Annotated in this window: 20 protein-coding genes and 1 pseudogene; 16 read left to right on the top strand and 5 right to left on the bottom strand. The window is 69.3% G+C overall.

Annotated elements, in window-relative coordinates:
- Positions 1 to 1,226: pseudogene (locus NBZ85_RS09005) on the top strand (transcriptional regulator); the annotation flags it as partial.
- A gap of 201 nt (positions 1,227 to 1,427) precedes the next feature.
- Here the strand turns inward: NBZ85_RS09005 and NBZ85_RS09000 are convergent.
- Positions 1,428 to 1,922, bottom strand: coding sequence for a nucleoside deaminase (locus NBZ85_RS09000; protein WP_372517705.1), 495 nt, complete (start codon positions 1,920 to 1,922; stop codon positions 1,428 to 1,430).
- A 165-nt stretch (positions 1,923 to 2,087) separates the two neighbouring features.
- On the opposite strand from NBZ85_RS09000, the gene NBZ85_RS08995 reads away from it, so the two are divergent.
- From NBZ85_RS08995 to NBZ85_RS08975, 5 genes are all read left to right on the top strand, one after another.
- Entirely contained in the window at positions 2,088 to 3,638 is a 1,551-nt protein-coding gene (locus NBZ85_RS08995) for a pyridoxal phosphate-dependent decarboxylase family protein (protein ID WP_261561773.1), read from the top strand.
- Positions 3,639 to 3,706: 68 nt separating this feature from the next.
- Positions 3,707 to 4,585: a class I SAM-dependent DNA methyltransferase gene (locus NBZ85_RS08990; RefSeq protein ID WP_261555774.1), complete on the top strand. Its 879-nt coding sequence runs from the start codon at positions 3,707 to 3,709 to the stop codon at positions 4,583 to 4,585.
- A complete protein-coding gene (locus NBZ85_RS08985; protein WP_261555773.1) occupies positions 4,582 to 5,310 on the top strand; it encodes a nucleotidyltransferase family protein in 729 nt (242 codons plus the stop codon). The genes NBZ85_RS08990 and NBZ85_RS08985 overlap by 4 nt, the downstream gene beginning before the upstream one ends.
- A 67-nt stretch (positions 5,311 to 5,377) precedes the next feature.
- Complete coding sequence (argS, locus tag NBZ85_RS08980) at positions 5,378 to 7,144, top strand: arginine--tRNA ligase (RefSeq protein WP_261561772.1); 1,767 nt, start codon at positions 5,378 to 5,380, stop codon at positions 7,142 to 7,144.
- Between the two features lie 235 nt (positions 7,145 to 7,379).
- Positions 7,380 to 7,745: a toll/interleukin-1 receptor domain-containing protein gene (locus tag NBZ85_RS08975; protein WP_261561771.1), complete on the top strand. Its 366-nt coding sequence runs from the start codon at positions 7,380 to 7,382 to the stop codon at positions 7,743 to 7,745.
- Positions 7,746 to 7,890: 145 nt separating this feature from the next.
- Here the strand turns inward: NBZ85_RS08975 and NBZ85_RS08970 are convergent, their stop codons facing one another.
- On the bottom strand, positions 7,891 to 8,283 hold the full coding sequence (locus NBZ85_RS08970) for a hypothetical protein (RefSeq protein ID WP_261561770.1): 393 nt from the start codon (positions 8,281 to 8,283) through the stop codon (positions 7,891 to 7,893).
- A gap of 814 nt (positions 8,284 to 9,097) precedes the next feature.
- On the opposite strand from NBZ85_RS08970, the gene NBZ85_RS08965 reads away from it, so the two are divergent.
- Together NBZ85_RS08965 and NBZ85_RS08960 are read left to right on the top strand one after the other, a co-directional pair.
- Entirely contained in the window at positions 9,098 to 9,658 is a 561-nt protein-coding gene (locus NBZ85_RS08965; protein ID WP_261561769.1) for a hypothetical protein, read from the top strand.
- A 113-nt stretch (positions 9,659 to 9,771) separates the two neighbouring features.
- Entirely contained in the window at positions 9,772 to 10,647 is an 876-nt protein-coding gene (locus tag NBZ85_RS08960) for an SAM-dependent methyltransferase (protein WP_261555762.1), read from the top strand.
- 34 nt (positions 10,648 to 10,681) lie between these two features.
- Here the strand turns inward: NBZ85_RS08960 and NBZ85_RS08955 are convergent, their stop codons facing one another.
- Positions 10,682 to 11,497 (bottom strand): acyl-CoA thioesterase, encoded by an 816-nt coding sequence (locus tag NBZ85_RS08955; RefSeq protein WP_261555759.1) that lies wholly within the window; start codon positions 11,495 to 11,497, stop codon positions 10,682 to 10,684.
- 255 nt (positions 11,498 to 11,752) lie between these two features.
- On the opposite strand from NBZ85_RS08955, the gene NBZ85_RS08950 reads away from it, so the two are divergent.
- The 7 genes from NBZ85_RS08950 (at position 11,753) to NBZ85_RS08920 (ending at position 18,835) form a co-directional block, all read left to right on the top strand.
- Entirely contained in the window at positions 11,753 to 12,253 is a 501-nt protein-coding gene (locus NBZ85_RS08950; protein WP_261555758.1) for a GNAT family N-acetyltransferase, read from the top strand.
- Positions 12,250 to 13,686: a pyridoxal-phosphate dependent enzyme gene (locus NBZ85_RS08945; RefSeq protein WP_261555752.1), complete on the top strand. Its 1,437-nt coding sequence runs from the start codon at positions 12,250 to 12,252 to the stop codon at positions 13,684 to 13,686. Before NBZ85_RS08950 ends, NBZ85_RS08945 begins: the two co-directional genes overlap by 4 nt.
- Before the next feature lie 84 nt (positions 13,687 to 13,770).
- Positions 13,771 to 14,574 carry an NADPH-dependent oxidoreductase gene (locus NBZ85_RS08940; protein ID WP_261555746.1) on the top strand — a complete coding sequence of 268 codons (804 nt, stop codon included), beginning with the start codon at positions 13,771 to 13,773 and terminating at the stop codon, positions 14,572 to 14,574.
- A 123-nt stretch (positions 14,575 to 14,697) separates the two neighbouring features.
- On the top strand, positions 14,698 to 15,591 hold the full coding sequence (locus NBZ85_RS08935) for a LysR family transcriptional regulator (protein WP_261555745.1): 894 nt from the start codon (positions 14,698 to 14,700) through the stop codon (positions 15,589 to 15,591).
- A 75-nt stretch (positions 15,592 to 15,666) separates the two neighbouring features.
- Positions 15,667 to 17,289 carry an APC family permease gene (locus NBZ85_RS08930; RefSeq protein ID WP_261555739.1) on the top strand — a complete coding sequence of 541 codons (1,623 nt, stop codon included), beginning with the start codon at positions 15,667 to 15,669 and terminating at the stop codon, positions 17,287 to 17,289.
- A 72-nt stretch (positions 17,290 to 17,361) separates the two neighbouring features.
- Complete coding sequence (locus NBZ85_RS08925; RefSeq protein WP_261561768.1) at positions 17,362 to 18,564, top strand: cytochrome P450; 1,203 nt, start codon at positions 17,362 to 17,364, stop codon at positions 18,562 to 18,564.
- 67 nt (positions 18,565 to 18,631) lie between these two features.
- Positions 18,632 to 18,835: a ferredoxin gene (locus NBZ85_RS08920; RefSeq protein ID WP_261555736.1), complete on the top strand. Its 204-nt coding sequence runs from the start codon at positions 18,632 to 18,634 to the stop codon at positions 18,833 to 18,835.
- A 49-nt stretch (positions 18,836 to 18,884) separates the two neighbouring features.
- Here NBZ85_RS08920 and NBZ85_RS08915 read toward each other — a convergent pair whose 3' ends face one another.
- Positions 18,885 to 19,796: a hypothetical protein gene (locus NBZ85_RS08915; protein ID WP_261555735.1), complete on the bottom strand. Its 912-nt coding sequence runs from the start codon at positions 19,794 to 19,796 to the stop codon at positions 18,885 to 18,887.
- Between the two features lie 298 nt (positions 19,797 to 20,094).
- Positions 20,095 to 21,174, bottom strand: coding sequence for an ABC transporter substrate-binding protein (locus tag NBZ85_RS08910; RefSeq protein ID WP_261561767.1), 1,080 nt, complete (start codon positions 21,172 to 21,174; stop codon positions 20,095 to 20,097).
- 1 nt (position 21,175) lies between these two features.
- On the opposite strand from NBZ85_RS08910, the gene NBZ85_RS08905 reads away from it, so the two are divergent.
- A complete protein-coding gene (locus NBZ85_RS08905) occupies positions 21,176 to 21,346 on the top strand; it encodes a hypothetical protein (RefSeq protein ID WP_261561766.1) in 171 nt (56 codons plus the stop codon).
- Positions 21,347 to 21,900 lie beyond the last annotated feature (554 nt).

The raw sequence follows: 21,900 nt of genomic DNA, 5'->3' as shown, positions 1-21,900 counted from the left end.
GGGTGATGCTGCTCGGCCGGTTGCTGCGGGCGCAGGTACGCGCCGGCGCGGTGGCAGCCGCGCGCACCACCCGGCAACGGGCCATCGATCTCGCCGAGACGGCCGGTCGCGAGGATCTGCTGATCGCCGCCTTCACCGCCTGGACCGAACCGACTCCGTGGCAGACCCGTCCCTACGGGACCGTGGACACCCCCGTCATCGCGGTGCTCACCCGTCTGCTCGAGCGGCGTGGCCTCGACGCCGCGGTGCGCTGCAGGCTGTTGGACGCCCTGAGCACCGAGCTCGCCGGCGAGGATGGCGGCCGATCCCGCCTGGCTGCCGAGGAGGCGGTCACGCTGGCCGCCGACGGGGACGATCCCGCCCTGCGCGCCCTTGCCCTCACCGCGTTGGCCAGGGTGCGCAGCAACGAAGCCGACTGGCCGCAGCGGGACCGCGTCGGCCAGGAGCTGATCGAACTCGGTGTCGGGCACGACCTGCCCGCCTACCACTCCTTCGGCAACTTCACCCGCGCCATCGCGGCGGCCGCCGACGCCGACGTCGCCGGCGTCCGGCGCTTCGTCGCGGACGGGATGGACCTCGCCCGCCTGTACCGCATGCCGGAGGCCGAGGGCGTCGGCGACTACGGGCAGGCGATGCTCGCGCACATCGCCGGCGACCTCGACGACGCCGAGCGCCGGTACACCGAGACGAGCGCCCGGATGCTGCGCCACGGGTCGATCCACGCCGCCGGCTTCCAGCTCCTGGCCCTGGCCACGCTGCGCCTGACGCAGGGCCGGATGGCCGAGTTCGCCGCGCGGGCCGACGACCTGCTGGCCGCCCACGGGCCGGTCGTGATCGACCTGCTCACGCTCGCGCTGGCCCGGGACGGCCAGCCCGCCCAGGCCGCGCGGTTGCACGCCGCCGCCGAGCCGCTGCGGCCCGATTTTCTCTATTCGGCTCTGGGTGTCCTGCGCGCCGAGGCCGCCATCGCCGTCGCCGACCGTCCGCTCGCCCGCTCGATGTACGCCGACCTGCTACCGCTGCGCGGGCAGCTACCCGGCACCCTGAGCCTGTCGCTGGCGATGCGGCCGGTGGCCCACACCCTCGGTGATCTCGCCTTGTTTCTCGACCGGTCCCCCGACGCCGCCGACCACTTCCAGCACGCGCTCGCGGTCGCCGAACGCTGGGGTGCCACCCACTGGGCCGACGAGGCGCATCGCGCCCTGACCGCAGTGCGCGCAGCCTAGTTAAGGGAGGTGCCCTTTTTCTTCCGGACAGTAGTCGGTCGCCGATCCTCATTCCCCGACGAGCCTTTCTCGCCGTCGGGACCCGCCGCAGTTCAGCCTTGACTTCCCCAGTCCAGAAGTGATCTTGACGACAGTAAAGGTTGTCCGAAGTCAAGGTTGTCCGATCAGCGCTGGGACGAGGAGAGTCGCCGCCCCGGTCGATCAGCCGCTGGTTAGGTTGCTGGGCGAGTCAAGGTAGGCGTCGAGCAAGGCGTCGCACTCTTCCTTGAGTACGTCGGGGATAACTTCGACGAAGTGATTGAGGCGACGGTCCCGCACGACGTCCCAGAGGGAGCAGACCGCGCCGTTGTATTTGTCCCAGGTGCCGACGACGAGGCGTGGTATACGGGCGAGGACGATCGCGCCAGCCGACATGGTGCCTGGTTCGAGGGTGGTCACGAGGGTGCAGCCGGTGAGGCGCCAGGTTCCGAGCATCTGGGCTGCCTGGCGGAGCGCGAGGATCTCGGCGTAGGCAGTGGGATCCGCGGTGCGTTCGCGGTCGTGATGTGCTGCCGCGATCTCGGTCCCGTCCGGTCCGTAGATGACTGCCCCGGCCGGCGGGTCGTCGGCTCCGGGGTCAGGGAGAGTCGTGGCCAGTTCGAGAGCGCGGCGCATCCACGGCTCGTACTGGGTGGTGGGGATCGGCACGGCACCCATTATGCCTGCCAGCGCTGGGTTCGGGCGTCGGAGGGGCGCGGGGTGGCGTCCGAAAATGCCTGGCAGTCATGGGAAGTCTCGAATAGTATGACGACCGATCCCTTCACTCATAGTGAAGGTTTGTGTCTGCTGGGTGCTGGGTGCTGGGTGCTGGCGAGGAGGACGGTGGAAGCTCCCTCGGTGATTTTCTCGGCGGGAAGTCCGGTTGCGTCACCCGATGAGGGCCAGGCCCGCCGTGTGCTGGCACACGCGCTGGAGCTGGGGCTTGGCTTCAAGCTCCAGCCTGAGATCTACCGTGCCCGGCTGCCTCCCACCCGGATCCGCGACCTGCTGTTGTCGGGGCTCCCGGACTACACGAGCAGTATCGAGGAGGTCCTGGCTGAGTTCACGGACACCGTACTGCCTCTCTGCAAGAACGAGGCGAGTCCACGGTTCCTGGGCTTCGGGGACACGGGCGACGACGTTGCCGCGCTCGCGGGCGGCATACTCGCGCTTTTCACCCAGCAGAACCTGATCAACCAGAGCTTCGACTCGCCGAGCGCCACCTTCATCGAGATCACGGTCTTGCGGTGGCTACGCGAGCTGCTCGGATTCGCCAACCCTCCCACGCAGGCCGTGACGACGGTATGGGATGTCGGCGGTATCATTACCCACGGCGGGACGATGAGCAACACGGTCGCGATGATGCTGGCCCGAGAGCACGCGGTGCCTGGCACGATGGACCGTGGCGTGACCGACCCTGGCAGGTTCACGATTATCGTGCCCCGCGGGATCGGTCATTACAGCGTGAAGAGCGCGCTGACATGGATTGGCGCTGGCAGCCAGCTGATCGAGGTCGACACGGCGGGTTTCCGCTATGACCTGGCGGCGCTGGAACGCGCTCTTGCGGAGAACCGGGGCCGGGTGATGGCTGTCGTGGCCTACGCCGGTGACAGCCGCACTCAGACCATCGAGAACCTCCAAGGCGTGCACGATGTCACCCGCGCCGCCGACGAACGGATCTGGCTGCATGCCGATGCCTGCTGGGGGCTGCTCTGCGCCTTCAGTGATCACCTCCGCCACAAGATCGCCGGAATTTCTGGGTTTGACAGTGTGACGGTGGATCCGCACAAGGTCATGGCCGTGCCCTATGCGCTGTCCGCGTTGCTGGTACGCACGCCAGCCAGCCTACGAACGATCACGAGCTACTCGGATCTGATCATGCAGGAGGATTTCGCGTTCGGGCAGGTGACGCCGTTTGTCGGTACCAAGAGCTGGCTGTCGTTGAAGTTGTGGATGCTGATGCGCACGCACGGCAGGCCAGGGCTGGCGGCGATGGCTGAGAAGCGGGTTGCGATCGCGCAGAGGTTCGCCGCGCTGGTTGATGCCTGTCCGCGGACGATCCGACTGCATGAGCCAGACCTGCTCGCGGTCGCGTTCGTCTACCTACCGGTCAGCTTCGCCAACGGCAGCAGCCTTGCCTCCGATGTCGAGTTGGTCAATCGTGCCAACCGATGGATCCACGAGCGGATGCTGGCCGAGGGCATCTGGCATCTGCACCAGTTCAGCATGCTCGACGACGCGGGGATCCTGCGCCGGGGCGCCACCGTCCATCCTCTGCGGTTCATGGCTGCCAATCCCCGCATCGAGGCCGAGCATATGACAGGTGTCCTTGACCACGTCGTCGCGCTGGGACGGGCGTGGGAAGCCAGCGAGCATGCTGAAGGCCGGGCATGACCGGCGAAGCAGGCGACGGTCGGAGCATTTACGTACCGGCCACGGCGGGATTCAAGGCTGTCTACCGGATGGGAGGAGTCTACGAGGCGGTACTGCCCACGCACTACTACAGCGGTCGAGACGACGGGGACGTGATCGCGCGGATCATCGAGGCGCGTTTCGGAGCGCCGCGCCGGGCGCTCGACGTGCTGGAACTCGGGTGCGGCACCGGACGGTTGACCGCCCGGCTTGCCCCGTACGCGCGTCGGCTCGTGGCGGTCGACTCCAGCGCCGCCATGCTCGACACCTTCCGCAGCCGTTTCCCGGAGGCGGAGGCTCACGAGGCCGACATCCCGCTCGCCGTGTCACGGCTGCTCGACGACGGCCGAGCCGGCGGGTTTGACCTGATTGGGGCATTCTGGTCGCTGAACTACCCGCTGGGCGAGTTCTTCGAGGAGATGACGGCGGACGGGATCCAGCCGGTGGCCGATCAAGGAGCGGCCCGCCGGGCGGCGGGCAGCCTGGTGCGCGACATGGTGTCACTTGTCGCTGACAGCGGCCATCTGCTCGTCCTTTTCTTCGATTCGCAGACTCCGGAGCAGCGGCTGGTGACCTGGGCATGGGAAAGGATCGCCCCGTTCCCCGACGGCGGACGCGAGTACACCCGCCTTCTGCTGCTGGAGGAACTACGACAGGCCGAGGACCGCGCCATCGGCCATCTCACCCACATCCGCGCGGCCGGCATCGCCCTCGCGGACAGCCGGGACGCGGCGATGGCGTGGTTCAACCGGCTGCATTTCAAGGACATGCCAGCCCTCGTGCATGATCCCGAGGTTCAGGCCGAGGTCACCGCCTTCGTGGACGCACACACCCAGCCGTCGGGACAGGTCGCGCTGCCCAGCGGCATCCATCTGATCGACTTTCAGATCACCGGTGACCCCCTCCACCACCTTCCGTCAGAACGGTGACCGGCATCGCGCAGGCGCTGGCAGACGCGAGCCAACTGCGCGCAGAGTTCCTTGGCCCACGTGGATACGCGATCGCCTACGGCTCCCACGCCGCCGGCACCGCCACACACGACGCGGATCTCGACTTGCTGTTCGTTGGCCCGCCGCTAGCCGACAGCGCGCGTGCCCGGCTGGCGGACGCCGTGATCGCGCTGCACACGACCCACCGGCTCCGGCTCGATACCGAGGTTGCCTATGAGGTGAAGCTGCATGCCACGGTGACTGAGGTCAACGCCGCCGTGACTCTGGGCGGCTTCATCCTGGACGCCGCCGGCAGGCTCAACATCGCCCCGGTCGTCGTGGAGCCATGGTTCCTGAACTCGCCGGCGTTCAAGCTCCGCCTGATCCTCAACGCGATGACGACGCAGCACATCTTCCTCGGCGGTCGGATCGGCCTCTACCAGCGACACTGCGCCCAGGCCGAACGCGCCATCACCCTGGTCGCGCTCTGCCTGCTCGACTCACCGGCCCCGTTCACCATCGCCGACCTGATCGACGCGCTGCTGGCATCGTCCCATGGCGCAACAGGTAAGGACTTTCTCGGCTATGTCCACAGTCCGGCGCTGCACTCCACGGTGCACCGTGGCCTGGCCCGTCTGAGCTCTGCCCGTGTCGTGACCAGCCTCGACGGCAGGCGCTTCAAACAGCACCCTGCCCGCCGTCAGGCCCTGCTGGCTCGCCTGTAGCGTCCCGCCGCAGGAGAACAGCCCCGCGCCTGGGAGAATGGACACGCGAACCAGGGAGGACTTCAGCGTGACCGCGCAGACCGTACGCTCGCTCATCAACCAGGTCGAGATCGCCGTATCCGCCGCGATCGACCGCACGCTGCCCGAGGCGGCCGGCGCCGACCCGGTGGTGCGCCCCTCGGAACACGCGGACTTCCAGTCCAACGCCGCGCTAGCCCTGGCGAAACGCGCCCGCACCAGGCCCACCGACCTGGCCGCCGCCGTTGCTGACGCGCTGCGCGCCGATGGCTCGACGGCCGTGGCGGACGTGACCGTTTCCGGCCCCGGGTTCCTCAACCTGACCCTCGCCGACACCACGGTCTGGACACAGATCGCCGCGCGGCTGACCGACCTACGGCTCGGTATCGGCCTCCTGGAGCAGGGCCGCCGCACCGTGATCGACTACTCCGGGCCGAACATCGCCAAGGAGATGCACGTCGGCCACCTGCGCACGACGATCATTGGTGACGCGCTCGCCCGGGTGCTCGGCTTCCTCGGTGCCGAGGTCATCCGGCAGAACCATCTTGGTGACTGGGGCACCCAGTTCGGCATGCTCATCCAGTACCTCGACGAGCACCCGGACGCCGCCTGGCACAGCGACGACCTCGCCCCCGGGACCTCGGCGGTCTCCGCGCTTGACGGCCTCTACCGGGCCGCGCGCAAGGAGTTCGACGCTGACCCCGGGTTCGCTGATCGTGCCCGGGTGCGTGTCGTCGCGTTGCAGGCCGGAGATGAGGGCACTCTCGCCCAGTGGCGGAAGATCGTCGCCGAGTCCGAGGTCGCCTTCCGGCAGATCTATGATCGGCTTGGCGTCCTGCTCGAACCATCGGACTCCGCGGGCGAGTCCTTTTACAACGACCGCCTGCTCGACGTTATCGGCGAGCTGACTGCGGCTGGGATCGCGCAGGACAGCGAAGGCGCGCTGGTCGTCTTCTCCCAGGAAGTCACCGGCCCCGACGGTAACCCGGCCACGTTGATGGTCCGCAAGACCGACGGCGGCTACGGCTACGACACCACCGACCTGGCCACCATCCGCTACCGCATCCGCGACCTGCACGCCGACCGGCTCCTCTACGTTGTCGACGCCCGCCAGGCACTCCATTTCCAGCTTGTGTTCGAGACCGCGCGCCGCGCCGGCTGGCTCACCGACGGTGCCGAAGTCGCGCACGTCGCGTTCGGTACGGTCCTCGGCCCCGACGGCCGCCCCTTCAAGACCCGGGCCGGCGACACCGTCAAACTCATGGACCTCCTCGACGCCGCGACCGGCAAGGCGCGGGCCACCGTCACCGAGAAGGATCACGCCCTTACCGACGACGACCTCGACCACATCGCCGAGGCCGCCGGCATCGGCGCGGTCAAATATGCCGACCTGTCGACCAGCCGTACCAAGGACTACGTCTTCGACATCGACCGCATGGTCTCCTTCGACGGCAACACCGGCGTCTACCTCCAATACGCCCACACCCGCATCCAGTCGATCCTGCGCAAAGCCGGAGACATGGCAACCACCGTCGACCCGGCGCTGCCCCTACACACGGCGGAACGCGCTCTCGCATTCCAGCTCGACGCCTTCGGGGACGCCCTCGCCGAAGTCGCCCGACTGCTCGAACCCCATCGGCTGTGCACTTACCTCTACGAACTCGCCCGCGCCTTCACCGACTTCTACGAAGCCTGCCCCGTGTTGCACGCCGACCCCCCGACCCGCGCGAACCGTCTCGCCCTGTGCCACCTCACGGCCCGGACCCTGCGCCGAGGACTCGACCTGCTGGGCATCGCGGCACCAGAACGGATGTAGCCGTTATCCACGATCAGGGCACCCCCGTTCGTCCGCGAGCCGCGCACATCGAACGGGTTCGGACGATCCCGGATGATCTGCTGCACCTAGCGGACACCCTTGCGAGCGGGGGCTCCGAGCTACCTTCTCCGTTGACCCATGAACAGGTGGACGTCGTCCGCGAGGTGGCGGAACGGGTCGGGGTGTCCTCGATGGTGAGAGCGGCCTACAACGCTCACCAGTCGTGGAATCCACGGTGGTGGTCGGCGTGGCTGGACCTCTGGCAGGGGCTGCACGTGCCCTCACGGGTGCCGGCATCCACCGCCAGGACTTCGACGAGTCCGGTGTCGTCATCTCCATCTCGTACACCAGCGCGGATCTCGAATGGGCGCTGTGGATCGGTGGTTTTCTCAGCGAGGAAGGGTTCACGGTCAGGACTCAGGCATGGGACTCGGCTCCGGGACAGAACTTTATCCAGTGGATAAGCGAGATGTTGCTTGAAGCAGATTACGAGATTCCGAATGCGCTGATTGATACACCAGATGCGCTAGCGATGGAACCGGAAGTCGTCCGTAGTCTACGGCGACTACGCGAGCAACGCAGACGCGCCCGCGCGGCCTGACAAATTGTCTTGAAAGGGGGCTGCTATGAGTCGAGATTGGAGATCTCTTGCCGTGGTCGACATCGAAGAATCCGGGCGCTCCCGGATTTTCCTCCCACAATTCATCCGTGTCTCTGGTGATCCCCGCACTCGACGCGGGATGCAGTCACGAGGATATGAAAAGGGAACTTCCCGCGCTGCCCGACAGCGACCGGAAGGACGTAGGCGCAAGGGTCAGGCGCGGCGCGGCTTCGACGAACGAGCGGTCAAGGTCGGCGTCGAACGAGGCAACGGCCAGGTGGGCAGCGATGACGGCCTGAAAACCGGCGGGCAGGTCTCCGGCACACAGGTCGGCATAGTCCTCCGCCCCGGCCAGGTCTCCCGCTGTAGCTGACGCGATCGTTGCCGCGTAGGCGATCTCCGTCGGGCTACACGTCGACGGATCTTCGTCACCCGGAACCCCGTGAACGTCGGAGGGCAGACTGTAGGCCGCGTTCAGAGTCTGGTCGGAGAGCCTGCTGTCGCCGCCTGGCGCCCACATCAGCGGCAGCTGCACCACGTGCCCGGGTCGCCAACATTGGATGCCGGATGGCGTGGTTTCGTTGACCCCCTGGGTGGAGTAGGCAACCGCGAACGCGGGACGGCCCTCGTGTAGCTCGATGCCTCTCTGCGTCCGACGGGGCGTTCGCGAAGGCGTGCGGATCACCGGAGAGCTTGCCCATGCTCACGGAGTGGCCTGACAGACACCGGGCCAGGTTGACCTGCCCTAGCTGGAGGGGCACCAGCGACTAGGCAGGGAACCCTCCTTGCATGATCCCTGTCACATATCTCTGGCTATTTTGCGATGGAATGACCGAAACGTCTATTTTTCCACGATCCGCCCGATTATTTACCCACCGGACCGCCCATCCCCCTACCTATCTATTGGGTAGTCCAAGGCGGCGCATCGGTGCAGCTCGGCCGACATCTGACACCCACCCAAGCGAGCCAAGAATCGTGTCTTCAGCGGCATCTTATCTAATCGCGGGAACAGTCGGCGAAATGTTTCCTGTTGGCGGTAGCGGATAGTCCGGTTAGCGTCTATTTACTGAATTCCCCCGCCGGTTCTGTGAGGTGCCGTGGTCGATCCGTCCCGCGTCCGCCGTCCCGCCCACGCCGACTCGTGTGACGATCCACCGCAGACAGGGGACGGGCCACCGCAGGCCGGCACGGAGGACACGGGCGGGAACGGCGCCACAGCGGTGCCGGACGCCAGCGGACCGACCCCCCACCCTCCGGCCGGGTGCAGAACGCCCATGATGCCGAATCGGACGCCGATGCGGTGGCGCGCTGGCTGGCCGAGACGCTGTCCGTGGACGGCATGACCGCGACCCATGACCGACTCTGCGGGCGGACGGGCTCGTGGGAGTCGTGTTTGCGGACGATGGAGCAGCTGCGGTCGGGCCGGGGTCGAGGCAACCTGCAACACGCAGATCAACCGGCTGACCGCGCCGGAGCTTCCGGAGCTGTACCGGCGGCTGCGCTCGGCGGGCATCGTCGCCTGGCAGTGGCAGCTGACCATCCCAATGGGCAACGCGGCCGACCATGCCGAGCTGCTGCTGCGCGATGCCCCCGAGCTCGGTATCAACCTGACGGCGGGGACGGCGGCCGAGACCGAGAAGTTGTGGGGCTTCTGCCGCGGCGGCTGCACCTGGACCGCCCACACGTTCTTCGGTCGCCCCGGCAACAATCCCTACTGCCACCACCGCGCGCTGACGCACCAGCGCGCCGGACGGCGGGAGCGGCTGGTCCAGACCGCCTCGGCACCGGGTGAACCGTTCGACCACGGGCTGTTCTCCCTCGTCGAGGAGAGCCTGGAGGCGCCCTGGCCCGCGGCCGAGCGGCCCCGCCTCACCGCGGCGGACATCCGGTGGCCCTCCGACTGGGTCGACTGACACCGCACCCAGGCGCCGAGAGTGATCCCGACAATGCGGTTCGTATTAGGATGATTCGCGAGGATCGCCGGCGGACGTAGAGGGGCCGGCAGACGTAGAGGGGATGGTCGCACGTGACCAGTGGGGCGCCGCACGAGTCCGAGGACCACGACTCGGGGGGTACGACGTGGCGGACGACCCTCCGGGACGAGCACAGCCCGGTCGACCTGAAGACCGACCAGCCGCATTCGGCTCGGATGTACGACTACTACCTCGGCGGCAAGGACAACTTCCCCGCCGACCGGGAGGCCGCCGAGCAGGCCCTCGCCGCCTTCCCGAACGCCCGCATCGCATCGCACGCGAACCGGGCGTTCATGGCCCGTACCACCCGTCACCTGGCCGGCGAGGCCGGGATCCGGCAGTTCCTCGACATCGGCACCGGCATTCCCACCAGCCCGAACCTGCACGAGGTGGCCCAGGCCGTCGCGCCGGACGCCCGGGTCGTCTATGCCGACAACGATCCGATCGTGCTCGCGCACGCCCGCGCCCTGCTCACCAGCACCCCGCAGGGCACGACCGCCTACCTCGACGTGGACGTGCGCAATCCGGAGAGCATCCTGGCCGCCCCGGAACTGCGGGCCGCCCTCGACCTCACCCGGCCGGTCGCACTCTCCCTGATCGCGATCATGCACTTCCTCCCCGACGCCCACGACCCGCTCGACCTGCTGCGCCGGCTGTTGCAGGAGCTGCCGTCCGGCAGCTACCTGACCATCACCCACGCCACCGCCGACCACGACGAGGGGATGGAACGGCTCGCCGCCGCCTACCGGGCCGGTGGCATTCCCGCGCAGCAGCGCACCCGGGCCGAGGTCGCCCGCTTCTTCGACGGCCTCGAACTGCTCGATCCCGGCCTGCAGATCGTGCACCGCTGGCGGCCCGACGGCGAGACCCCGACCGATCTCACCGACGCCCAGGTCAGCTTCTACGGCGCCGTCGGTCGCAAGCCCTAGCCGGTCGGTCGCAAGCCCTAGCCGGTCGCAAGCCTTAGGCGGCGGCGCCGGGGGCCGGCCTGCGTGAGCGGATCAGCTGTTCCTGCGAGATCGCGAGGACCAGGTTCCCCGCGGCGTCCCGAACCGAGCCGGAGTACAGCCCGAGGCCGCTGGCGGCGCTGGTCGGCCACATCTCGAGGGTCAGCCCGTCGTCGGCCCGCGCCAGGGAATGGAACCAGATCGAGTGGCTGACGCTGGATTCGGTGCTGGCAATGGCGGGATCGGCGAGCTGACCGAAACCGGTGCCGATGTCTGACATGTAGGCGGCGGCGCAGGTCTGGGTCAGCCAGTCGTCCGACAGCGGCCCCACGGGGAGGATCTCGGCGTGGTCCGGGAAGAAGAACCGGTCGCCCTGCTGGTAGCGGGGAGTGAACTCGCACAGGTCGAGCAGGAGCATCCGGTGCTTGTCCGGCGGCTGGGTGTAGGTGCGCCCCAGCCGCGGCACCGCGTCGAGGACGAACTCGCCCGTGCCGCGGGTGAACGACGTCACCATCGAGAAGATCACTTTGTTGTCCTGGAGGGCGACGACCCGGCGCGCCGAGAAGGAGCCGCCGTCGCGGTCGCGGTCGACGTGCAGGGTCACCGGGACCCCGAGCCGGCCGGCACGCAGGAAGTAGCCGTGCAGCGAGTGCGGCCGGCGGTCGGGGGCGATCGTCATCGCCGCCGCGCGCAGGGCCAGGGCGAGGATCTGGCCGCCGTAGAGCGGGTAGCCGCCGGTGTCGACCAGGCTCACCGCCTGGAAGTCATCCTCTCCGACCGGCACGATCTGCAATGCCTGCTCAAGAGTCTGGGCGACGGAACGCTCGCTCACCTGGTCATCACTCGCACGGGACCGACATTCCCACAGCCGCTGGCGAGGCAGCAACAGTTGCCCGAGCCGTGGGACGAAGCCGACACGGGAGCGACACCGACGCCGACGCCGACTCGGCCGAGAGCCGGTGACCGGTGACCGGTGACCGGTGACCGCGAGTATTTCCCACCTGTCGACCGGAAAAGTGGAGAATACTGGACGCACCGATCTCCCTCGTGCGGCCGGTGTGCGGCCCCTCGTCGATCTGGAGCAGGTGTGGCGCCCGAACCGATGATCCACATTGACAGCGTCGACTGGGACGACCCGACGGCGGTGGCACTGCGCAACGCCATGGTCGCGGAGATGCAGCTCCGCTACGCCGACCGGCTGGCCACCCGGCCGCCGGCGCCCGGCGCGGCCCTCGCGGCGCAGACGGTCGCCTACACCGGCGTCGCCTACGCTGCCGGCCGGCTGCCGGTCGGGCATGCCGCGCTGCGCTGGCTGGGTGACGACCTGGAGCTCAAACGCATGTACGTCGTCCCCTCCCATCGCGGCCGGGGGGTGTCGGCCGGGCTGCTCGCGGCGGTGGAACAGGCGGCGCGGCGCCTGGGCGCGGGACGGATCGTGCTGCAGACCGGGGACCGGCAACCGGACGCGGAGCGCGTGTACGCCAGAACCGGTTACACCCGCATCCCGATCTTCCCCCCGTACGAGGCGCTGACCCACTCCCGCTGCTTCCAGAAGGTCCTCGTCGGCGCGGGCGTGCGCGTGCCATGACGGTTTACGAGTCGATCCTCGACGCCATCGGCGAGACTCCACTGTTCCGGCTCACGCAGCTCGGCCGCGGGATCGCGACCCCCCTCTACGCGAAGGCGGAGTTCCTCAACATCGGGGGCAGCGTGAAGGACCGGGCCGCGTTGTCGATGGTGCTCCAGGCCGAACGCGACGGGCTGCTCCGACCGGGCGGGACGATCGTCGAGGCCACGTCCGGCAACACCGGGATCGGCCTGGCAATCATCGGTCGGCAGCGAGGTTACCGGGTGATCGTCGGGGTGTCCGACCGATCGGCCCGGGAGAAGGTCGACATTCTGCGGGCCTATGGCGCGGAAGTCGTGCTCGCCCCCACCAGACTCGCCAAACAACACCCGGATCACCTGTTCAGCGTCGTGCGCCGCCTGGTGGACGAGATTCCGGGCGCCTGGTTGGCGAACCAGTACGACAACCCGGCGAACCCCGCGGCCCACCTGCGCACGACCGGGCCGGAGATCTGGCGGCAGACCGGCGGACGGGTAACGCATTTCGTGGCCGGCGTCGGCACCGGAGGCACCATCAGCGGCGCGGGCGAGTTCCTCAGGCAGGCGTCGGGGGGAACGGTCACGGTCGTCGGCGCCGACCCCGAGACGTCGGTCTACTCCGGCGGTGACGGCAGCGCCTACTACGTCGAGAGCATCGGGCACTTCCTGCACCCCGACACGGCCGAGGACGTCTGGCCGCAGTCCTACCACCGCGAGGTGGTCGATCGGTTCGAGCGGATACCGGACCGGGAATCCCTCCTGACCACGCGGCGGCTGGCCCGGGAGGAGGGGCTGCTCGCCGGCCCGTCGTCGGGCGCGGCTGTCGCCGCCGCGCTACGGGTCGCCCGCACCCTCGGCCCGGATGATCTCGTCGTCGTCCTGCTGCCCGACTCGGGCCGCTCCTACCTGTCGACCATCTTCAGCGACGACTGGCTACGGCGGTGGGGATTCCTGGACGACCCCGCCGGCAACGCCCCCGACGGCGCCGACGTCCCCGACGGCGCCGAGCCCACGGTGGGTCAGCTGCTCGACCGCATCCCCGGCTGGGCCGACCGCCTGGTCACGGTCTCCTCGCGGGCCAGCGCCGGCGCTGCCGTGGACGGTCTGCCCGGGTCGGTGGTGGCCGTCCCGGTCGTTCTTCCCCGCGCCGAACGCCGGCATGGCCTGTCTGCCACCGAGATCCTCGGCTGGGTCGAACCCGCCGCGCTCGGGGCGGCGATCACCGCGGGCAGGATCCCCCCGGACAGCCCGGTGCTGGATCATCTCGTCGACCCGCTCCCGGCCGTCGGCGGCGGCCAGACGATCTCCGAGGCCCGCTCCGCCCTCGGCCAGCGCCACGCCGCCGCCGTCGTCCTGCGGGACGGCCGCGCAGTCTCCCTCGTCACCCGCGACGAGCTGGATGCGGCAATCCGGTAGGAAACCGCCAACATGACACCGCCAACACCCGGCCGGGCGCCCCTGGTTGCCAGTTTTGCCCCGGGCCATCACGAGAGGACATCCATGACGATCACCGCGCGGTACGCGGATCCGACGGCGACGCTCCACGTCACCAGCGAGATCGTGACGCTGCAGCTCGCGCATCGGTCGGTGCGCAGGTTCACGCCCCGCCCGGTCACCGACGACGAGCTGGCGGCGCTGGTCGCCGCCGCCCAGTCCGCGTCGACGTCGTCCAACCTGCAGGCGTGGAGCGTGGTCGCCGTGCGGGATCCGCAGCGCAAGGCCCGGCTCGCGGCACTGGCGGGTAACCAGCGGTTCATCGACGAGGCACCGCTGTTCCTGGTCTGGGTCGCCGACCTGAGCCGGGCGCACCGGCTCGCCGACGGCGCGGGCACCGGCGGGGTGCCGGAGGGCACCGACTACCTGGAGTCGACGATCCTCGGCTTCGTCGACGCCGCCCTCGCCGCCCAGAACGCCGTCGTCGCGGCCGAGTCGCTCGGCCTGGGCACCGTGTTCGTCGGGGCGGTCCGCAACCGTCCCGAACAGATCGCGGCCGAGCTGGGCCTGCCACCGCACGCGGTGGCGGCGTTCGGGCTCGCGGTCGGCACCCCCGACCCGACCGAGCACGCCGGGATCAAGCCGCGGCTGCCGCAGGCCGCCGTCCTGCACCACGAGCAGTACGACGCCGCCACGGCCGACGCGCACATCCCGGCCTACGACGAGCGGCTGGGCGCGTACAACGCCCGGCACGGCCTGCCCGGCACGTGGAGCGAGCGCGTGCTGGCCCGGCTGGCCGGCCCGCAGTCGCTGTCCGGCCGGCACCGGTTGCGGGAGGCGCTGGCGAACCTCGGCCTGCCGTCCCGCTGATCGGATCCACCAGAGCGGCCTTGCCCCGGCGCCCGGCCTCGCCCCCATGGCATCACCCTCCATGGCCTCGCCCTCAACCAGAAATTGATCAGATGGTTCCAGTGGTGACTAGAATCGATGGTCATGGATCTGAGGCAGTTGGAGTATTTCGTCGCGGTCGCCGAGGAGCAGAACTTCACCCGGGCGGCCGAACGGGTGCACATCAGCCAGTCCGGGGTCAGCGCCCAGATCCGCCAGCTTGAACGGGAGCTCGGCGCCGAGCTGTTCGACCGGTCGGCGCGCACCGTCACCCTCACCGTCGCGGGCAAGGCCGCGCTCGAACACGCCCGCGCCGCCCTGGCCGCCGCCGGGGCGGTGAGCCAGGCAGTGGGCGAGGTGACCGGGCTGATCCGCGGCCGGTTCGCCGTCGGCATGGTCATCGGCTGCACCATCACACCGCTGTTCGACGCCCTCGCCGCCTTCCACCGGTCGCATCCCGGCGTGGCAATCTCGCTGCTGGAGGACTCCTCCGACCGGCTCGCCGACGGGGTGCGCACCGGCGCCCTCGACCTCGCCCTCATCGGAACCGCGGACGCCGCCGTCGAGGGGCTGGAGTCGCTGACCATCGTCAGTGAGCGGCTCGTCGCGGCGGTGCCGCCCGGCCATCCCCTGACGCGACGGCGTCGGGTCACCCTGCGGGACCTGGAGTCCTACCCGATCGTCGCCATGCCGCCCGGTGCCGGCCTGCGCGCCGTGTTCGACGAGGCCTGCGCCGCGCAGCGCCGGCGACCGCTGATCGCCCTGCAGGCCAGCGCCGCCGACGCCCTCGCCGACCTCGCCTCCCGCGGCCTCGGGGTCGCGATCCTCAGCGCCTCGATGGCCGCCGGGTACGGTGACCGGCTCGTCGCCCGCACCATCGACGACGTCGAGGCACCCGCCATGCTCGCGCTGATCTGGCGCGGCGGGCACGGTCCGGCGGTGCGCGCGGCGCTCGCGCACCTGCGCCGCGCGTTCCCGGATCCGGCGGCCACCCTGTGATTAGGTCTTGGCGCCGCCGGCGCGGGCACAGACTCAGGTGCAGGCGCCGACGAGACCGGCCGGACGGAGCGCGAGGTGACCGACGCCGGCGGCGCGCGGCTGCACCGCCAGCTCGGCCTGGCCGCCCTGACCTTCATCTCGCTCGGCTCCGTCATCGGGTCCGGCTGGCTGCTCGGCGCGCTCACCGCCGCCCAGGCGGCCGGGCCCGCGTCGATCGTCTCCTGGGTGATCGCCGGCGCCCTGGTCGCGCTGCTCGCGCTCGTCTACGCCGAGCTCGGCGCGGCCTATCCGGTCGCCGGCGGCACGGCCCGTTATCCCCGCCTGGCGCTCGGGCCGCTGGGTGGATTCGTCGCCGGCTGGGTGGCCTGGATTCCGGCCGTCGCCCTGGCACCGCTCGAGGTCACCGCGGCGCTGTCGTATCTCGACCACGAATTTCCCGGCCTGGTGGACAATGACGGCACCCTGACACGGGGCGGTCTCGTTCTCGCCGCCGCCGCCATGGTTGTTTTCACCGTGGTCAATCTGCTCGGCGTGCGCTGGCTGGCCCGGGTCAACACCGTCACCGTGGTGTGGAAGGTGCTCGTTCCCATCATCACCATCGTCGCGTTGACGGCCGTCGCCTTCCATCCCGCGAACTTCACGGCGGGGGGTGGATTCGCCCCGGCCGGCGCGAAAGGTGTCTTCGCCGCGCTGCCCGCCGGGGTGGTGTTCTCCCTGCAGGGTTTCGAGCAGGCCGTGCAGATGGGCGCCGAGGCGAAAAGACCGCATCGGGACATCCCACGGGCGATCATCATCGCCACCCTGGCCGGCACGGCGCTGTATTTTCTCCTCCAGGTCACTTTTATCGCCACCCTCGACCCGGCTCGGCTCGCCGGGGGCTGGGCGCAGCCGCTCGGTGCGGGCGATTACGGCCCCTACGCGACGCTGGCCACCCATCTCGGCCTCGGTTGGCTGGCGACCCTGCTCTACCTCGACGCGGTGGTCTCACCGGGCGGCACCGCGCTGGTCTACATCGGTACCTCGGCCCGCCTGTCCTATTCCCTGGCCCGCGCCCGGGGCCTGCCGGCCGCACTGGCCAGGCTCGACCGGCGCGGGGTGCCGATCGGGTCGGTGCTGCTCGCGGCCGCCGTCGGGATGGTCGTGCTCCTGCCGTTCCCCAGCTGGCAGAACCTGGTCAGGTTGATCAGCTCGGCGACGTTCGTCATGTACGGCTTCGCACCCGTCTGCCTGGCCGCGCTGCGCCGCGCCGACCCCGACCGGCTGCGCCCCTACCGCCTGCCGGCCGCGCGGATCCTCGCCCCGGTCACCTTCGCCGCCGCCAACATGATCGTCTACTGGTCCGGCTGGCGGACGAACCAGAAGCTGTTCCTCACGATCGCGGTCGGACTGGCGGTGTTCGGGGGTTACCGGGCGACGCGGCCCGCGACCGAGCGCCCGGACCTGGAATGGCGCGCCGCGTGGTGGATCGCGCCGTGGCTGGGTGGCCTGGCGGTCATCTCCTGGCTGGGCCAGTTCGGCGGACGGGGCGTCATCCCGTTCTGGGCCGACTTCGTGATCGTGGCCGCCTTCAGCGGTGCCGTCTTCGCGGCGGCCGTCCGCGCCGTCCTGCCCGCCGGGGCGCAGCGACGGCTCGGCGAGATCGAGGAGATCGAGGAGATCGACGCCGTGCAGGTCAGGGCGCTCACCCGAGAAAAGTGATAGCGACATTTCACTTCGGTGGTAACGTCGTTGCCGTCACGTTCAGCGCGATCGGCGGAGAGCGGAGAGGTGATGACCGAAGTATCGGAAATACCACTGCACATGCGGCGCGCACAGTTCGATCCGATCGACGAGCTCGGCGAGGTCCGTGACAATGCGGGCGTCTGCCCGGTGGTGACACCTTTCGGCGTGTCCGCCCACCTGGTGAGCCGTTATGACGACGTTCGGGAGGTGCTTTCCGATTCGGCGCGGTTCAGCACCGCCGACCGGCATGCCCTCACGCCCCCGGACGCCGCCGGGCTGACCGAGGAGGAGTACGCGCGAGCCCGGGTGGGAAATCTCCTCACCTACGATCCGCCGGAGCACATCCGGCTGCGCCGGATGCTCACACCGGAATTCACCGTGCGCCGCATGCACGCCCTGCGGCCGCGGATCGTCGAGATCGTCGAGGCGGCCCTCGACGACGTGGAGAGGGCCGGCAGACCCGCCGATCTGGTCTCGACGTTCGCCCTGCCGGTGCCGTCCCTGGTCATCTGCGAGCTGCTCGGCGTCCCGTACGCCGACCGGGCGGATTTCCAGCGGCGCACCGTCGACCAGCTCGACGCCAGCCACCCGCCCGAGCGCCGCCTCGCCCTCCAGCAGGCCAGCCGCGCCTACATGGCCACCCTCGTCGAACGGGCACGCCGCGAGCCGGGCGAGGACATCCTCGGCATGCTCGTGCGCGAGCACGGCGACGACGTGAGCGCCGAGGAACTCGTCGGGATCGCCTCCCTGCTGCTGCTCGCCGGCCACGAGACGACCGCGAACATGCTGGGACTGGGCACCCTGGCGTTGCTGCGCCACCCCGACCAGCTCGCCATGGTCCGCGACGACCCGGCCAGCGTCGAACCGGCCGTCGAGGAACTGCTGCGCTGGCTGTCCATCGTGCACGCGGGCATCCCACGCACGGCGACGACGGCGGTGACCATCGCCGGGAACACCATCGCGGCGGGGGAACACCTCGTCCTCTCGCTGCCCGGGGCGAACCGCGACCCGGCGCTCGTCGACGATCCGGACCGCCTCGACATCACCCGCGAGCCCACCGGGCACGTCGCCTTCGGTCATGGTCTGCACCACTGCCTCGGCGCGCCGCTGGCCCGCCTGGAGCTGCGGATCGCCTACCCTGCACTGCTGCGACGCTTCCCCGGCCTCGCGCTCGCCGTGCCGTACGAGCAGATCGCCTTCCGGCCCTACTCGGTGATCCACGGATTGCAGGCACTGCCCGTCACCTGGTGACGGCCGCGGCCCGTCGGGGCCACAGCCGGGGGTGGGGATCGAGGATCGACGAGGGAGGAGTGCGGTCGTGCGGATCGTGGCCGATCGAGACCGGTGCATCGGCGCCGGAAACTGTGTGATGACGGCGCCGGAGGTCTTCGACCAGGACGACGACGGCCTCGTGGCGCCGCTGGTCGACGAGGTCCACCCGGTCGATCCGGCCAGCGTCGACGCCGCGCGCCAGGCGGTCGCCCGCTGCCCGGCGACGGCGCTGCGCGCACTGGAGGACTGACCGGGCCCACATCCCGACCGAACCTTCGCAGCGGACGCCGCCGCACGGCCTACACAGGGCACATGGGCATCGGGACGTCGCGGTCCGGAGGTTCGTGCGCCTCCTCCGAGCGTAGGTGCGTGCCGAGCCGGTCGATCTCGTACCCGGCGGGGTAGACGCTCGCGATCAGGTCGAGGACGACCTGCGGTGCCCGCTTGTCGGTGGCGTCCCGGGCCGCGTGCTCGCGCGTCGCACGGTGGACCCGTTCCCGGTAGGCGGCGTCGGGATAGTCGTAGCCCAGGGCCGCGACGATGCGGGGATCGGCCAGGCTCATCATGACCTTCTCGACTCGCGGTGCGACATGCGCCGGCACGAGGGTCGCCAGCAGCCGGAGCGCGGATTCGGCGAGCCGCCGGTTCGCCGGCGAGAACCGCACCTGTCGGGCGAAGTAGTCGTCGCGGAAGGCCACCATCTCCTCGACGGTGCCGGGCACGTCCCGGATGTTCATGTGCAGGGCCTGCATGCGTTCGAACTCGACAACGCCGAGCACCTCGTGCTCGGTGAGCTCCCGCCACCCGTACTCCCGGGCCGCGGTGAGCTGGCCGAGAGTGGTCTCGACCGACACGGCCGTGAAGTCCTCCGTGGTGATCGCGTACTTGCGGTGCATCTCGTTCATCCGCCGCAGCGCGTCGCGCCCCCGACCCGGCACGAATCCGTGAGTGAGCATCTCGTGGTGGATGAGCATCTGATCCACCAGCCGTTTGCGGTTACGGAACTCAAGTTCACCGGTACGAATCAGGATTCGGGTCATCCGGGGCGGCGAGATCGTCGCGAAGAAGCCGGTCACGATCTGCGGCAGCAGGGCCCGTTGGAAGTCGCGGTGAAAAAGATGAGTGATCTCGCGGGCATTCTCGGCGGGATCGAGCGCCAGAATCCTGTCCCGTAACGCGTAGGGGTCCCTGTCGTTACTTTCCGTACCCATCGGTCATCGCCTCCGCTCGCCTGCCGGTCGGGCCCGATCGGGCGATCACCGGGCCCCCACCGACCCCATCGATCATTTACTACGACATAATCGAGTGGATGTCCATGGCTCCCCCGGATGGGCGCGAGTCAGGTCCGGGCTCCGGTTCGATGAGTTCGACGAGTTCGACGAGGCTGGTGGACGAGGCGCTGGTGGACGAGGCTGGTCGACGAGGCGCTGGTCGACGAGGTGGGCCCGGTCGATCCTGCCAGCGCCGTCGCCGCACGCTGGAGGACTGACCAGGCCCACGCCCCGACCGCTACCCGTTGCCGATGCGCTGCCCGCACAGTGGCTGCGGGTTGACGACGTCGAAGCGGTCGCCGGTGGCGGCGATGCGCACGAAGTCGGAGCAGCGGTCGAGCTCCCCGTGGTCGGCGGTCATGTTGATCTTCTGCACCATCATGCCGTCGGCGTCGTAGTCGGTGATCGATCGCATGCCGCGCATGTACGATTCCCGCGTCGGGCAGCCCTGCTGGGTCTTCAGGCCGCGGATGAACATGTCCGCGTTGATGTATCCGGCGACCGCGCTGTTCTGACCCGCCGGCTGGATCTCGGGCGAGTAGGCGGCCATCGCCTGCAGGAACCGGTGCTGCGCGGGCAGGTTCCGTTCCAGTGCGGCGAAGGTGAGCTGGGAGTAGCTGCCGGCGAGCTTCTTGCCGTAAGGCGCGAGCAGGCGCGGGTCGTAGCTGACCGCCGAGACGGCAACCTTCACGGGGTGGCCGGCGCTCACCGCCGCGTCGAGCACGCCGGTGTAAAGATCCAGCGGCGAGGCGGCAATGATCGTGTCGGCGCCGGCACCGATGATCTTCCGGGCGACGTCGGTGGCGTTGGTCGAGTCGATGTCATCCTGGATCACCGGGATGCCCGCGTTCTCCAGGCTCTGCCGGACGCCCGCCGCATACAGCTTGGACGCCTCGGTCAGGTAGGTGACGACCAGCGCCGCCTTGGTACCACCCTGCTGGCGCACGAAGTCGGCGAGAGTCGTCGTGCTGCGGCCGGCGTCGGTGACGAAGGTGTAGGTGAACATGTTGGCGTGATCACCCCACAGCGGCTGGTCGGCCACCCCGACAACGGGAACGTGCTGATCGTCGAGGTACTGGGCCGACCCCTGGGAGGCCGCGGTGTACTCCAGGACGGCGAAGGCTCCCTCGCCCACCAGGGTCCGCGCGCCCTGGAGATTGCCCCCGGGGTCGGACTGGTCGTCCTGCCAGATGTAATTGATCTTTCGTCCGTTGACGCCGCCGGCGGCGTTCTGCTCCGCGAGCCGGGCGGTCGCACCGGCCCGGTAGCCCGAGAACTGGGTCCCCATCACCCCGGTGTCGGGATAGAGGATCCCCACCTTGAGAGAGTCGTTCGTCACCCCCGGCGCGCAGGCCCCCTTCTGCGAAGCATCCGAGACTCCGCCGGAGCTACAGGCCGCCAGCATTGTCGCCGCCGCCATCACCGCCACGGCCAATCTCGTCCGCGACACCCGCATGAGCCACCTCTCGACCGTTGTTAGGCCTTACTGAACCGGCGTGGCGAAGCCTGCGCCGTGGTATTCCCACCTACCGGGAAAAGACAGATCGATGGCGTCTCTCCATAAAATTGACCGGACGTTCCCGCGCCACCGATCTACCGGTCGAGGGCGACCTTAAGACGCCGCTCCCACGTGACAGTTTGTATGCTGCCTATCTCCCGAACAGATCTTCTAAATTCTTTCGCCGGCAGCCTATCAGGGAAGGCCTACAGATCGAATGACCAGGGGCGCACCCCTGCCGATCCGAGCCGTCTCTACCAGACCGCAAGCCGCCCGGACAAAATCATTTGCGTGTTGACAGAATCAGGTCAGAAAGTGGATCCCTCCACTTCCCGTGTTGATATGTAGGGCGGGATGTGGGATATCACTCCCGGGGGCTCCCCGGCCGCCTCGCCCGTTTCGAAGCCAACCGGCGACAATCCGCCGACGACTGGGTCACCACGGTGGTCGCACGCTTCGCGCTACGACAGTTCCATCACGTTGCGTAATAATGTGGCGTGCGTCGCGGCCTGAATGGATGCGCGAGCGAGTCCGCGATGCCGGGAC

Origin of the sequence: Frankia tisae (assembly GCF_025403405.1) — a bacterium.
GTDB lineage: Bacteria > Actinomycetota > Actinomycetes > Frankiales > Frankiaceae > Frankia > Frankia tisai.
This window is presented reverse-complemented; position numbering and strand designations above follow the sequence as displayed.